Origin of the sequence: Clostridium sp. (assembly GCF_017888565.1) — a bacterium.
Taxonomy (GTDB): domain Bacteria; phylum Bacillota; class Clostridia; order Clostridiales; family Clostridiaceae; genus Clostridium.
On the sequence record NZ_JAGHFX010000010.1, the window covers coordinates 41,165 to 56,790 of the forward strand.

A 15,626-nucleotide genomic window follows, 5' to 3' on the forward strand; every position below is an offset into this window, starting at 1 on the left:
AGCTTGTTAGAAAATTATAAATAAATACATATGATGTGAGGTTAAAAATGAAGATACGAAAGCCAGATTACTTTGATGAATTTGAATGTATAGCTTCTGAATGTGAAGATACTTGTTGTGCTGGATGGGGAATAGTAATAGATGAAGAAAGTCATAAACATTATTTATCTGTAGAAGGTAAATTTGGAGATGAATTAAGAAGCAAGATAGTTAATGAAGATGAAGAAAATGTTTTTGTTTTAAATGGAGATAGATGTTCTTTTTTAAACCAAAATAATTTATGTGATATATATAATAATTTAGGACCAGAAGGTCTTTGTTATACCTGTAGACAATATCCTCGTTACTTAGAGGAGTTTGGAAATACTCGTGAAATTGGTATATCTTTATCATGTCCTGAAGCTGCAAGAATAATACTTAGAAAATCTGATAAGGTAGAATTTGAATTAAGTGAAAATGATGAAGAAATCACTAGCTATAATGATATTAATCCGATGATTTATATTAATCTTATGCAATGCAGAAAAATAGTTTTTGATATCATGCAAAATAGAGAAATAGATTTAAAAATAAGATGTGCTTTAGTTCTTATATTTATAAATGAAGTGCAAGAAAAGATAGATTCAAATGATATCCAATCAATTAAGTTAGTTAAAGATAAGTACTTAAATAAGGATTTTATTAAATCAACTATTAATGATATTGAAGTATATAAAGGTAAAAATACAGAAAAATATATTAACATAAAAGAAGTTATAGAAGTCTTTAGAGATTTAAAGCATATTAAGCCAAATGACATTTTAGGGCTAGAAGATGCCTTAAGATACTTTTGGCAAAATGAAGATGATAAAGATATTTACCTAGATATTCATAAAAAGTTTGATGGATATTATAAGGCAAAAAGCTATGAATTTGAACAAATACTAGTTTACTTTGTATTTAGATACTTTATGAAGGCTGTTTTTGACTATGATGCTTTAGCTAAGATTAAAATAGCATTAGTAAGCTATACAATGATAAAAGAACTGTGTGTAGTAAGATATCTAGAAAATAAAGAGTTTACAAATGCAGATATGGTTGACATAGCCCATACATATTCTAAGGATGTAGAACACTTAGAAGAAAACATTGAAACTTTAGAAGAATTATTTGAAACTAATGATGTATTTAGTATTGAGGAATTATTAATTACTCTATTAAACTAAGATAAATATGCAATAATATTCTATATTATTAAAAAGAAAAATAATCCTATCTATTTTTAATTGATAAGATTATTTTTCTTTTTATATTTATCTCTTATATAAAAGATTATACTCAATATTAAATTTATTATAATTTTTTATAGATAATAAACCAACTAATTTCATTGCTTTAATATGGAAATGTAGTAAAATATATATGTAGTTAAATAGGGGGTAAATATATGAAACTATTAAAAAGAATATCAATAATAATGACTTTAGTACTATCAATTACTGCTTTTTATGGTTGTAAAAGCAAAGAGCCATCTCCATCTGACACAGTAAAAACTTATTTTGATGAAATTAAAAGTGCTGATGAAGCAACAATTTCTACATTACTAAGTAATGTGAAAGAAACTGACACTAATTCTTCTAAAAAGATGATTACTGAAATACAAAAGCTTACTTATACTATTAATTCAGAAAGTATTGATGGAGAAAAGGCAACAGTTAATGTTAAAGTTAATGGACCAGATATGGCTGCTGTAATTGCTACGTCCATTCAAGAAATGTTTACAAGTGTATTTTCACAAGCTTTTTCTGGTACAGAAATGACAGAAGCAGAACAAAATAAATTATATGATGATATTATGGTAAAAGCTTTAGATGGAGTTACATTTACAGATAGAACTGGAGATATAACTTTAGAAAAATCAGAAAATGGTTGGGAAATTACTAGTGCTAATGAAATTACTAAGTTAATAATGAATATAGATCCAACTACTTTTGACACATCTAATACTGATATTGCAAATTAGATTATAAAATAAATCTTTATATTAATTTAAAAATGACCTTATCAAGTTTGAAATTGATAAGGTCATTTTTCTTATTAACTCTACTTTAATACTTATTACTTTTTATTGTTGCAACTTTATAGTATAATAGTCATAAAACCTTATGTTTACAAGGTTTGTACTTAAATTTAGGGATGTGAGGTAATAAAAATATGTTAACTCCAATGATGAGACAATATTTTGAAATAAAAGAAAATTATAAGGATTGTATCTTATTTTTTAGATTAGGTGACTTTTATGAAATGTTCTTTGATGATGCTAAAATAGCTTCTAGAGAATTAGAACTTGTTTTAACTGGAAGAGATTGTGGTCTTGAAGAAAGAGCTCCTATGTGTGGAATCCCATTTCATGCAGCTCCATCTTATATAGCAAGACTTGTTAATAAAGGTTATAAAGTAGCTATTGGAGAACAAGTTGAAGATGTTTCAGCTTCTAAAGGTATAGTTAAAAGAGATGTTATTAAAGTTATAACTCCTGGTACATATATAGAAAACACTGAAGATAGTGAATATAAAAATACATATTTAATGTGTATAGTTGAAGATAATGGCTATTACGGGTTAGCCTCTTCTGATATATCTACTGGAGAATTTAAAGTAACGAGCTTTACAGCAATAAAAGCAAGTTTATTAGATGAAATAACTAAAATATCTCCAAAGGAAATAATTGTAGATATTAACATAAGTGATGAATTATTATCAGAAATTACTTCTATTTCTTCAGCACTAATTACTAAGAGAGATTTAAGTAAAAGTATTTGTACTGAAGAAGAAATTCTAGAACAATTTTCAGAAGTATGCATTACTAATTTAAATGATTTATCTAAGACTGTATCTAAAGCCTTATTAAAGTATATTTATGATACTCAAAAGATGACTTTAACTAATATAAACCTTTTAGAGTATTATGACATAATTAATTATATGACTATAGATGGTAACTCAAGAAGAAATTTAGAGCTTACTGAAAACCTAAAAGAAAAATCTAAAAAAGGTAGTTTGATTTGGGTTTTAGATAAGACTGCTACTTCTATGGGAGGAAGAGCAATTAGAAAATGGATTGAAGAACCTCTTATTATAAAATCTGAAATTGAAAAGAGATTAGAAGGTGTAGAAGAGCTATATGATAATGCTTATTTTAATGAAGATTTAAGAAGTTTACTTAAGGAAATTTATGATATAGAAAGAATTGTAGGTAAAATTTCTAATAAAAATGCTAATGCTAAGGACTTAATTTCACTTAAGTGCTCATTAGAAAAGCTACCAGGTATAAAGTCTCATTTATCAGAAGCAACATCAAATATACTAAAAGAATGGTATAAGGATTTAGATGAACTTACTGATATTAAAGAACTTTTATCTAATTCTATTTTAGATGATCCATCTATTGCCTTAAAGGAAGGTAATATAATAAAAGATGGATACAATGAAGAAGTAGATAGTTTAAGAACAGCTAAGCTTCATGGTAAGGAATGGATTGCAGCTCTAGAAAATAGAGAAAGAGACTTTACAGGAATTAGATCATTAAAGGTTGGATATAATAAGGTATTTGGTTATTATATAGAAATATCAAAAGCTAATTATAATTCAATTCCTGAAGGTAGATATATAAGAAAGCAAACACTAGCAAATGCTGAAAGATTTATAACTCAAGAATTAAAAGAAATGGAAGATAAAATCTTAGGAGCTGAAGAAAAGCTAGTAGCTTTAGAATATGATTTATTTATAGAAATAAGGGAAGCTATAGAAAAAGAAATTGCAAGACTTAAACAAAGTGCTAGAATTATCGGTAACTTAGATGCTTTATCTACTTTATCTTTAATAGCAGTAGAAAATGATTATGTTAAACCTAGCATAAATGAAGATGGAATTATAGAAATAAATGAAGGAAGACACCCAGTTGTAGAAAAAGTAATTGGAAAAGGTGAATTTGTTTCTAATGATACTACATTAAATTCAAATGATAATAGACTTTTACTTATTACTGGTCCTAATATGGCAGGTAAGTCTACATATATGAGACAAGTGGCACTTATTACTCTTATGGCTCAAATAGGATCATTTGTACCAGCTAAATCTGCTAATATTTCTATATGTGATAAGATCTTTACAAGAATAGGTGCTTCAGATGATTTAGCAGGTGGAAAATCTACCTTTATGGTTGAGATGTGGGAAGTATCTAACATCTTAAAGAATGCTACATCTAAAAGCTTAGTTTTACTTGATGAAGTTGGAAGAGGAACATCAACTTATGATGGACTTAGTATAGCTTGGTCTGTAATAGAGTATATATCAAAAAATAACAACCTAAAATGCAAAACACTTTTTGCTACTCATTATCATGAATTAACTAAACTAGAAGGTGTTATAGAAGGTGTTAAAAACTATTCTGTTGCTGTAAGTGAAGTTGATGATAATATAATCTTCTTAAGAAAAATAGTAGAAGGTGGAGCAGATCAATCTTATGGTATAGAAGTTGCAAAACTTGCTGGATTACCAACACAAGTTATTGATAGGGCTAAGGAAATATTATCTTCACTAGAAAATACATCAAATAAAAACTCATTAGATGTTACTTCAATAAAAGAAGTTGCGACTGATAAGGTTGAGAAAGATGAAGTTAATGGATCTGTAGAAGTTAAAGCTCCCGCTCCAAATAGTAACTCATTAGATAATTCTAAGAATGATTCTAATGAAAGCTATATAGCTAAAGAAAGTGATACTTTAAATAATACATTATTAGAAGATACTAATACAAAGAAAGACTTTAAAAAGAAAAAGAATTATAAAGAAGAAATAAACGATTATCAAATAGATTTCACAATGATAGAAAAAGAAAATTTAATTAATTCAATTGCTGATATAGACGTTATGGCATTAACTCCTATGGATGCAATGAATACCTTATACAAGTTAATACTTGAAGCTAAAAGGGTTAAATAATTAATATTATAAATTAATTAATAGGGTACGTAATTGAGGTGATTATATGAAAAGAATAAATCTATTAGATGAACATACCTCTAATAAAATAGCAGCTGGAGAAGTGGTTGAACGCCCTTCTTCAGTTGTAAAAGAATTAGTAGAAAATTCAATAGATGCAGAAGCCAAAAATATCACCATCGAAATAGAAGAAGGTGGTATTTCTTTAATAAGAATTATAGATGATGGTAATGGAATACATAAAGATGACATTAAAAAGGCTTTTATGCCCCATGCAACATCCAAGATCCAAAATGTAGAGGATATATATTCTATTATGACTCTAGGCTTTAGAGGAGAAGCATTGGCTTCTATAGCATCTATATCAAAGGTATTATTAAGAAGTAAAATAAATGGAGAAGATTTTGGTTCAGAAATTTCAATAGAAGGTGGAGAAATACTTTCTGAAAGTGAAACTGGAACTAATAAAGGAACAATAATAGAAGTTAGGGATTTATTTTATAATGTACCAGCTCGAAGAAAGTTTTTAAAATCTACTTCAAGAGAAGGTGCATTAATAAGTGATATAGTTTCAAGGATTGCATTATCTAATCCAGATGTATCTATAAAGTTCTACAATAATGGTAAGAAGGTATTACATACTTATGGTACAGGTAATCTTAAAGACGTTATTAGAACTGTATATGGAAAATCTATAAGTGAAAACTTAATATACTTTGAAAGTGCAGAAGATGCAATTCATTTATATGGATATATAGGTAAAGAAGAAATAGCTAGAGGATCTAGAAATAATCAAAGTATCTTTGTTAATGGCAGATATATAAAGAATAAAACTATAGTTGCAGCAATAGAAAATGCCTTTAAGTCCTTTGCGACAGTAAATAAGTTTCCATTCTTTGTTTTATTTCTTGAAGTGTATCCAGAGTTTGTAGATGTTAATATACATCCAACAAAGGCTGAAATTAAGTTTAAAGAAGATAGAGGGATATTTAAAAAGGTATTTGATGCAGTTCATAAAGCTTTTAAAAGTGAAGTTTTTAATGATTTCTATATACCAGAGGAAGAAAAAGAACATAAGGATGAAGTACCTACAGAAGTTGTTGAGGAAATATCTTTTAACATAAATGTAAATGATACTTATTCAAATCCAAATAACTTACCTTTATCTTACTATGAAGATAATAGCAATAAAAATAAGGAAAATGAAATAAATACAATGCCAGGAGTTTCTTATGAGGATTTAAGGAGAGAAGAAGAACTTTATAATAATCTTAAGAACCTAAAGGAACTTGGTAAATTAGATATTAAAACACATAATAATAACAATAATATAGATGATAACAACAATTTTGATTATAGACCTATAAACTATGATCCAAATACTGTAGTTTGTGAAGATAAAAAAGAAATTTCTAATAATGAAGTAAATACAGATATATCAATTAAAAGTAACGAAGTAAATAATGAAAATGCAGTAAGTAATAAAGAAAACTTAAATAATATAGAAAATAGAAATGCAAAATTCCCTAACTTAAGAATAATAGGACAGTTTAATAAGACATATATATTAGCTGAATATGATGAAGTACTTTATATGATTGATCAACATGCTGCTCATGAAAAGATTCTTTTTGAAAAGTACTTAAATAGCATAGAAGAGGGGGATATAGTAGTACAACAACTACTAGTACCTACTTTGATAGATTTAACTACAGATGATTTCTGTTATTATGAAGAAAATTCACATGTATTTACTATGGCAGGTTTTTCTATTGAGAACTTTGGTGGAAATACTATAGCAATTAAAGAAGTGCCTTATTTCTTAGGTAAGCTTGATCCAAGGAATTTATTTATTAATATCTTAGATAATATAAAATCATTAGGTAGTGGTAAAACAACCGAAGTAAAGTACAATAGAATTGCAACACTTGCATGTAAAGCTGCTGTTAAGGCTAATGATTATTTAAATCAAATGGAAATGGAAAAACTAATAAATGATTTAAGATATATAGAGGATCCATTCCATTGTCCTCATGGTAGACCTGTAATTATCAAGTTTACTAACTATGAATTAGACAAAAAATTTAGGAGAATAGTATAAAAGGAGCAATAATGAAAGATAAAATTTTAGTTATAGCAGGTCCAACAGCAGTTGGGAAAACAGATTTATCTATAAAATTAGCAAAAGAATTAAATGGAGAAATAATATCAACAGATTCAATGCAAATTTATAAATATATGGATATAGGATCTGCTAAAATTACTAAAGAAGAAATGTGTGGTGTTCCACATCATATGATAGATGTAGTAGATCCTAGTACTCCATTTTCTGTTGCTGACTATAAAGAAATGGCGCAAAAATGTATAGAAGATATTATATCTAGAGGAAAGCTTCCAATACTGACTGGGGGTACAGGGTTATACATAAATGCATTAACCTGCAATATGAACTTTACAGAAGCAGAAAATGATTTAGAGTATAGAAAACAATTAGAAGAACTTGCAGAAACGCATGGCAATGAATATATTCATAATATGCTTAAGGAAATAGATCCTATTAGCTATAAAGAAATTCATTATAATAACAGAAAAAGGGTTATTAGAGCTTTGGAAGTATATAAGTTAACTAAGAAACCTTTTAGTTCATTTAATGCAGGAGAAGAGTTTTATAATGGTCCTTATGATGTAAGTTATTATGTTCTAAATATGGATAGAGAAAAGCTGTATAATAGGATAAACCTAAGAGTAGATATAATGATGGATAAAGGTTTACTTGAAGAGTGTATAAAGTTAAAGGAAATGGGGTATAATTCATCTGTACAGTCAATGCAAGGGATAGGGTATAAAGAAATATTTTATTACTTAGAAAATAAGATATCTCTAAATGAAGCTGTAGAAATGATTAAGCAGGGTTCAAGAAATTATGCAAAAAGACAATTAACTTGGTTTAGAAGAGATCCAAGAGCTATTATTTTAGATAAAGATATATTTAGTGAAGATGAAATATTTAAAAGAATAGTTGGTGAATTTCTACCATAAATTGTATAATAGTATTGTAAGGATTATGCGGAGGTGAATATGGTGAATAAACAACCAAACAATTTACAAGATATATTTTTAAATGGAGCAAGAAAAAATAAGATTTCCGTTATTATATACTTAACTAATGGATTTCAACTAAAAGGGTATGTAAAAGGATTTGACAGTTTTACAGTTGTACTTGATAGCGATGGTAAGCAAATGTTAGTTTACAAACACGCAATAACAACTATAACACCAATAAAACCAATTTTATTTAATAATGATGAAGAGTAGGCAATTAGCCTACTTTTTTATTTATATGATTACTGTACTTAATTAGCATTTTATTTAAATTGAATTTAGATATAATCTTTATTTTTATATTTAACCATATTATTTTCCTATAGTTTAATTAAATATTAAATCTATGCATAAATATATACTGCCTTTATATAATTTATGTACTATGAAATTAAGTTAAAATATGATAATATTTTATTTATGTAATATAATTATCTTATTTAAGTACTTAGAAGGGAGAAATTACATATAATTAAATAAATATGTAATAATAACGTTATGCTAAGAGAAACAGAAGAATTAATGATGAAAAACTTTAATTTTAAGCCTCAGACATTTGAGTTATATAAGAAAGCTCTAAAAGATGTAGAAGAGGTTTTTGAATCATATGATGAAATAAGAGAGTATAATCAATTAAAAGTGTTGAAAGCTTTCCAAGATGAAAGAATAAGTGAATCCCACTTTACAAACTCATCTGGATATGGATATGATGATATTGGAAGAGATTCATTAGATAAAGTTTATGCAAGAGTGTTTAATACTGAAAGTGCTTTAGTTAGACCTCATTTTGTTAATGGAACACATGCTATAGGGTGTGCTTTAATGGGAAATTTAAGAACAGGAGATACAATGGTATGTATTTCAGGTGCTCCTTATGATACATTACATAACATAATAGGGATAAGTGGTAAAGAAAATATAGGATCACTTAGAGAATATGGAGTTAACTATAAGCAAGTTGACTTAAAAAATGGAAAATTTGATTTAGATAAAATAAAAGAAACACTAACATCTGATGAAACTATAAAGCTTGTACATATTCAAAGAAGTACAGGTTATGGTTGGAGAAATTCATTCTTAGTTAAAGAGCTTGGTGAAGTTATTAATTTTGTAAAAGGTATAAGAGAAGATGTAGTTATTTTTGTTGATAACTGCTATGGCGAATTTATTGATGTTATAGAACCTACAGATGTTGGAGCAGATTTAATTGCAGGTTCTCTTATAAAGAATATAGGTGGAGGAATTGCACCAACTGGTGGATATATAGCTGGTAAAAAAGAATACGTAGAACAAGCTAGTTTTAGATTAACTACTCCTGGAATAGGAGGAGAGTGCGGCTCAACATTTGGAGTTATGAGACAATTCTATCAAGGTTTATTTTTAGCTCCACATATAGCTATGGAAGCTGTGAAAGGTGCTGTATTCTGTTCAAGAATAATGGAACTTGCAGGTTTTGATGTCCTTCCTAAATATAATGAAAAAAGAAGTGATATTATTCAAGCTATTAAGTTTGGAGATAAAGAAAAACTTATACAATTCTGTAAGGGTATCCAAAAAGGTTCTCCAATAGATTCTTTTGTTGAATGTGAACCTTGGGCTATGCCTGGATATAATGATGAAGTTATTATGGCTGCTGGAGCATTTATTCAAGGTTCTTCAATTGAATTATCAGCAGATGCACCTATTAGAGAACCATATATAGCTTATCTGCAAGGTGGGCTTACTTTTGATCATGCTAAGATAGGTATATTAATTTCCTTAAATAATATAATTGGATAATTTAAAATAGCTTTTTATTTAACAAAAACCACTAGCTAATTTCATAGCTAGTGGTTTTTGTTATTCGTTACTATCATCAACATTAAAAATCATCTCTTTAATATATTCAGGAGCTTTATTTTTCTCAATTAAGCTATTTTTAATTTTATTATTATCTATATGTTCTAATAACTGATAGCAAAATTCATCTTTACATTCTAACTCATCATCATCTTCAAAATCAATTGAAATTTCTTTCAATGCTATATTTGAATTAATATATTCATAAGGTGTAATTATTAAACTTTCTCCAACAGACTCATCTCTAATTAGAATTATTGAAAATATTAAATCTGACATGGAAATTATCGCTGAGGCAGAAGCAATAGCATATAAATAAATATTAAATTCTAATATATAACTAATTATAGTTGGTGCTAATGCTAATATTATAAAAGGTACTGTTGATGCTATTAACACTCTATCTTTGGATATAGGCTTTGTAGAAGATATAGATATACTCATACTATAGGGATTTAAATTTAATTTGATTATATCTTTATTAAATGCATTAGGTAATAATGATACCTTTAAAAGAGCATAAGGAAATTCCATTATGAAATATAACACTATCAGTATAAGCAAAAACTTAATTCCAACCTTAACAAAATCATCACCACTATAAAATAAGCTATATCCAAGTCCAAAGGCATAAATGGATGCTATAATGACTTTAATAAGTAATATTAGTGAAGAAAATTCTTCTTTTATAATATGTCCATTATTATGTTCATCCACAGAGTCATTATTTTTATTATTATCACTTTTTAAAATAGAAATTTTCAAAGTATGCACCTCCTTAAATTGTAGTAAAAAAAATAAGATTCATACAATATTGTATGAATCTTATTTTTTAATATGCTCTAAATAAACCAACTAATTTACCTAAAATAATGCAGTCTTCAACAATGATAGGAGAGAGTGCATCATTTTCAGGTTGAAGTCTTATGTGATCTTTTTCCTTAAAGAATCTTTTTATAGTAGCATCATTTTCAATTAGAGCTACAACTATATCTCCATTTTTAGCAGTTGGAGCTTTTTCTATAATAGCATAATCTCCATCATGTATTCCTGCATTAATCATACTATTACCAGTTACTTTTAACATAAATAATTCTTCATTATGTTTTATGTAGTCTATTGGAATAGGGAATGTATCTTCTATATTTTCCGTTGCTAAAATAGGTGTTCCTGCTGTAACTCTTCCAACTAAAGGTATATTTAACATTTCTTTTTTCGTATTAGAAGTTTCCATAATTTCTAATGCTCTAGGTTTAGTTGGATCTCTTCTTATTAATCCTTTTTTCTCTAATCTTTTTAGATGACCATGAACAGTCGATGTAGATCTTAAATTAACAGCATCACAGATTTCTCTTACTGAAGGCGGATAACCTTTGTTTTCTGTATATATCTTTAAGAACTCATAAATCTCTAATTGTTTATCTTTTATTTCGTTCATTATAACACCTCACTCTATTTCTATTATTATATCATAAAAGTATGATAATATCAAACTTATGTTCTCAAAACGAACGTTCTTACAGCAATTATTTATATTTTTTTATATGTAATCCTTAAATCAGTTTATAATGTAAATTATGTGTGATTATTAAATAAATTTGTAATGTACACAATGAATTTCATATTATCTACTATATAAATCTCTTAAATTTAGTAGTGCAAATTATTTTACTTATATAAGTAGAATAGTAAAATTGAAAGCATATAGCATTTAATTTTATTATATAATTTGCTTATTTAATATTTATTTGTTATAATAAGTTTCGGTTTATTTTAAACAAAGGTGGTGTATTTATGGATTTTAAGAAATTCACAGAAGATGATTATTGTGATATATATCCTAATAGAATTTGTGATAACTGTGGAGATTGTCTAGAAGAAGAAGGTATAGATGTAAGAGCAATCAAAATTGAAGATATAGCTAAAACAGTTGAAGAAAATGAATTCTTAGAAAATGAATATAAAAAAATGATAGAAGCTTTAAAAGAAGAAAAGCTTTCAACTGAAGAACTTGATGAAGTAGGAGAGTACGCTTTAGAAAATGAATCAAGTGACTATGTTGATGCTTTTGATCATATTGAATACATAGATGATTTAGATATATTAGGTGATGATTCACTAGAAGATGCTACAGAAGAAATTTTCCCTGGAGTTAGAAAGTTAAAAGGAAAGTACTAATAAAATTAAATGTTAAGATTTTTAAAAAAGACCCTATATAGTAGACACCCATAAAAGATAGTCTATTTATATAGAGTCTTTTTGCATATTTTTATTTGTACTTTTTTTTATAATTTCGATAATGGGTTTGAATTTACAGCATCTCTTAAAATTTCTTCATCAACGTGAGTGTATATTTGGGTTGTAGATATATTTTCATGACCTAGAATGCTTTGTAAACTTCTAATATCAACATTTCCATGCTTATACATTAGCGTAGCAGCTGTATGTCTTAATTTGTGAGGAGTATATTTCTCATTACTTAATCCTGAATTAAATATATGTTTTTTAACAAGTAATTCAACCGTTCTTTTATTAATAGGTTTAAAACGGGAGGAAAGTAGTAAGTATTCTTTATCCTCAGGTGTACATTTAGATGTATCTCTAACAGCTAAATAATTATCAATTGCTTTTAAGCAAGCTTCATTTAAATAAACAGTTCTTTCTTTATCTCCCTTACCGATTATAGTTAAAGTATCACCTTTAATTTTATCTAATTTAATGCTACAAAGTTCTGATAAACGCATCCCGCAATTTAAAAATAAAGTTAAAATACAATAATCTCTGTAATAATTCTTATTATCTTTATCTAATGAACTAAGTAAATTCACACTTTCATCTAAAGATAAATAAACAGGATGCCTTTTATTTATCTTTGGTGATTCTAACTCCAGAGTAGGGTTATCATCTATAATTTTTGCTTTTCCATTAAGAAACTTAAAATAAGATTTAAGTGCAGCAACTTTCCTAGCTCTTGCATAACTTCCATTTTCCCTTTGTTTTTCTGCAAAAGATAAAAAAGCATATAAATCAGTTAGTTTTATTTTCCTGATAAATGAATTATCAATATCTCTAATATCTATTTCAGAAAACTCTAAAGAATCATCGGTAATAAGTCCTTTGTATATTTTTAAAAATCTGAAGAATAAAGTTAAATCTATTTCATATCCCTTAATAGTGTTAGGAGATTTCCCCTTAATTGTTTCTAGATAATTAAGAAAATCTATAACTGATTCTGGCAAATTTTTAATTTGAACTTGCTCAATACCATACTTACTTTGTATTGAATTTGCGTTTAAATTCGAATTTCCGACAGAATTCAATTCTAAATTTACTTTAGAATTCTTTTTATTTATCTTTTGAGCCTTTTTAATGCTGCGATTTATCCCAAGTTCTTTAAGCCAAATTTGAACATTTCTAACTCCAGTATCATAAATTTGTGCTATTTGAGAAGTTGATAATTTATGTACTTCAGCAAGTTTAAATAGATCTTCAATTATAAATTCATATCCACGTTCAGCATTTAAATTATAATAATTAGAATAAACTAAGTGAAGTTTTTTCTTATCTTTATTCGATAATTCTATACTTAAAAGTCTTTGAACATCGTTAGTATAACAAAAATCTTTATATTTGTATGTTTTCGTTCGTCCTGTAGACATTTTTTCACCTCCAAAATCTCTCTAAAGCCTTGATTTTATTATATCACAGAGATTTTCAACTTACAATATTACGAAATATAATAAATGTATATTTAGCGAAATAAATTTTAGGCTTTTTTATATTATTTTATTATATTTTCGAATACTTTTTACTTCAATTATGCTATTTTTATTTATATTAAGTATATTTATTTAAAAATACTTCTTTTATTTTAAATATGACAAATTTCATAATTAAATTTGTCTTTATATAAGTTATTCATAGATTTAACAGAACTTTAAATATAATTTTGCTATACATAAATTTTGCATAATTATATTCACAATCTTATTCACTGCATGTTATTAAATATGACTTTAATAAATTCATTATTATGTTTATTTTTTAAATATTTAATAACAATATTAAACATATTAAACATTATGTAAAGTAATATTTCATAAACAATGCTTATGCATTGCTTAATTCAAATAATTAAATCTTTATATTCAATATTATTAAATTTATCTATAATAATCTTAGAATTACTTATTTCCTTACTTTGAAGCAAATACTTCCATATAGAATTATTATATCCATTAATAATTGTAATATCTTCTTTATATTTTATTGAAAACTTCGGAGACAAATAATTCAAATTCCAAAATTTAATTTTAGGAACTTTAAATCCTAAATTTATCCATTTTTCATTAATCTCCTTAAAATCCATTAAATCAATATCTTCAGATTTATTATATATAAACATTATAGATTTAGGAATTGCTTCAGCTTTCAAATTTTTTTTAATGCTAGTAAATAGTAATAAATCTAAAGCTGAATATAAATCGATATTATAATTAATATTATTTTTTGATATTGTTTCTATTTCTTCTATATAATTGCCTCCTGTTAATTTATTAAATTTAGAATTCTTTTTAAAAGACATATAATAGTTTTTAAAGCTGTTCGAATTCAATTTGTTGTATAAAAGGATTGTTGCAATTAATACATCAAAGTATCTATTTTGATCTTTTGTAAACTCCCCTTCAATTCCATTAATTATTAAAGTATCTTCAAATGAGTTTATATCCTTTATAGTTATATCTATTAAATATTCTAAATTTTTGCTATACATATCTTCTATACTGTTTCTATTATAATTATTCAAATTATTTCTAATAGTTGAAATCATCTTCTCAAGAGATTCGAATATAAAAGTATTTTTATTATTTTGTAATTTAAATTTTTCATAGCTTACTTTATCATTTCTTAAAAATGCCTTTTGATATTTTCTTATATTTAATTTTGTAAGATTCTCATAATCTATTTTAGAATAATCTCTCCTACTTATATTGGTTTCTACTATATCTATCTTTTTTCTTAAACTAGATAACAAACGTCTATATTCTTTAGGCGAATATCCAAGTAACCTTCTTGTTTTATTAGCAAGCCTTTTCGATTCTTTAGAAGAAGTATTTTCTGACTTTAACCATTTAGCTAATGTAGATGGTTTGCTAGAATTAACATCTATTTGTAATTGGTTTTTAAATAAATCTATAACTTTATCTTCAACTTTCGTATTAAATAAATAATATAAGTCATCCCATCTACCATACTTAGGAATTAAGGCTAAGTTATTTTCTATATAATTCGGGTGTTCAGTTCCTAAGTATCTTAAAATAACCCTAAATATTCTTCTCTCCCCTAATCCATTTATCTTATCTCTAATAAAGAATAATAACTTAATGCTACATTTAGTTCCAGAGTAAAAAATCCTCCTAAAACTTTCTATAATTTCTTCTTCAGGCGCATTTCTAAAATATGCTATATCATCTATAAATTCTTCTATTGCATTTATATTAACTTCTTCTTCTTCTTCCATATCAATTTCCGAGACTTTATATAATTCTTCTCTTATTCTACTTAAAACACTAGACATTTTACCCTCCTAAAAATTAATACAAGACACGTTTATATAATAATTATATCATATATTATAAATACATCATATCAATTTGCTGTTAGTGTCTTTTCAAGATACATAAATTATTACGCTGTTAGTA

12 protein-coding genes are annotated in these 15,626 nt (G+C 26.2%); 8 read left to right on the forward strand and 4 right to left on the reverse strand.

Annotated elements, in window-relative coordinates:
* Positions 1–47: 47 nt before the first annotated feature.
* The 7 genes from fliB to J7M87_RS01785 all read left to right on the forward strand — a co-directional run bounded on the left by fliB (position 48) and on the right by J7M87_RS01785 (position 9,864).
* A complete protein-coding gene (fliB, locus tag J7M87_RS01755) occupies positions 48–1,205 on the forward strand; it encodes a flagellin lysine-N-methylase (protein WP_291648072.1) in 1,158 nt (385 codons plus the stop codon).
* 221 nt (positions 1,206–1,426) lie between these two features.
* The gene (locus tag J7M87_RS01760) at positions 1,427–2,002 is read left to right on the forward strand and encodes a hypothetical protein (RefSeq protein ID WP_291648074.1); all 576 of its coding nucleotides are present in this window, start codon (positions 1,427–1,429) and stop codon (positions 2,000–2,002) included.
* Positions 2,003–2,193: 191 nt separating this feature from the next.
* The gene (mutS, locus tag J7M87_RS01765; RefSeq protein ID WP_291648076.1) at positions 2,194–4,983 is read left to right on the forward strand and encodes a DNA mismatch repair protein MutS; all 2,790 of its coding nucleotides are present in this window, start codon (positions 2,194–2,196) and stop codon (positions 4,981–4,983) included.
* Between the two features lie 46 nt (positions 4,984–5,029).
* The gene (mutL, locus tag J7M87_RS01770; protein ID WP_291648078.1) at positions 5,030–7,084 is read left to right on the forward strand and encodes a DNA mismatch repair endonuclease MutL; all 2,055 of its coding nucleotides are present in this window, start codon (positions 5,030–5,032) and stop codon (positions 7,082–7,084) included.
* An 11-nt stretch (positions 7,085–7,095) separates the two neighbouring features.
* On the forward strand, positions 7,096–8,022 hold the full coding sequence (gene miaA, locus J7M87_RS01775) for a tRNA (adenosine(37)-N6)-dimethylallyltransferase MiaA (RefSeq protein WP_291648080.1): 927 nt from the start codon (positions 7,096–7,098) through the stop codon (positions 8,020–8,022).
* Between the two features lie 39 nt (positions 8,023–8,061).
* Complete coding sequence (hfq, locus tag J7M87_RS01780) at positions 8,062–8,298, forward strand: RNA chaperone Hfq (RefSeq protein WP_291648082.1); 237 nt, start codon at positions 8,062–8,064, stop codon at positions 8,296–8,298.
* Positions 8,299–8,583: 285 nt separating this feature from the next.
* On the forward strand, positions 8,584–9,864 hold the full coding sequence (locus tag J7M87_RS01785; RefSeq protein ID WP_291648083.1) for a methionine gamma-lyase family protein: 1,281 nt from the start codon (positions 8,584–8,586) through the stop codon (positions 9,862–9,864).
* Positions 9,865–9,924: 60 nt separating this feature from the next.
* On the opposite strand, the gene J7M87_RS01790 is transcribed toward J7M87_RS01785, so the two are convergent.
* Positions 9,925–10,689 (reverse strand): metalloprotease family protein, encoded by a 765-nt coding sequence (locus J7M87_RS01790; RefSeq protein ID WP_291648085.1) that lies wholly within the window; start codon positions 10,687–10,689, stop codon positions 9,925–9,927.
* Between the two features lie 67 nt (positions 10,690–10,756).
* Positions 10,757–11,362 carry a transcriptional repressor LexA gene (gene lexA, locus J7M87_RS01795; protein WP_291648087.1) on the reverse strand — a complete coding sequence of 202 codons (606 nt, stop codon included), beginning with the start codon at positions 11,360–11,362 and terminating at the stop codon, positions 10,757–10,759.
* 356 nt (positions 11,363–11,718) lie between these two features.
* Here lexA and J7M87_RS01800 point away from each other — a divergent pair, with 356 nt between their 5' ends.
* The gene (locus J7M87_RS01800) at positions 11,719–12,102 is read left to right on the forward strand and encodes a hypothetical protein (protein WP_097034295.1); all 384 of its coding nucleotides are present in this window, start codon (positions 11,719–11,721) and stop codon (positions 12,100–12,102) included.
* A 107-nt stretch (positions 12,103–12,209) separates the two neighbouring features.
* Here the strand turns inward: J7M87_RS01800 and J7M87_RS01805 are convergent, their stop codons facing one another.
* Together J7M87_RS01805 and J7M87_RS01810 are read right to left on the reverse strand one after the other, a co-directional pair.
* Complete coding sequence (locus tag J7M87_RS01805; protein WP_291648132.1) at positions 12,210–13,205, reverse strand: tyrosine recombinase XerC; 996 nt, start codon at positions 13,203–13,205, stop codon at positions 12,210–12,212.
* Positions 13,206–14,050: 845 nt separating this feature from the next.
* The gene (locus tag J7M87_RS01810) at positions 14,051–15,502 is read right to left on the reverse strand and encodes a DUF2828 family protein (protein ID WP_291648090.1); all 1,452 of its coding nucleotides are present in this window, start codon (positions 15,500–15,502) and stop codon (positions 14,051–14,053) included.
* Positions 15,503–15,626 lie beyond the last annotated feature (124 nt).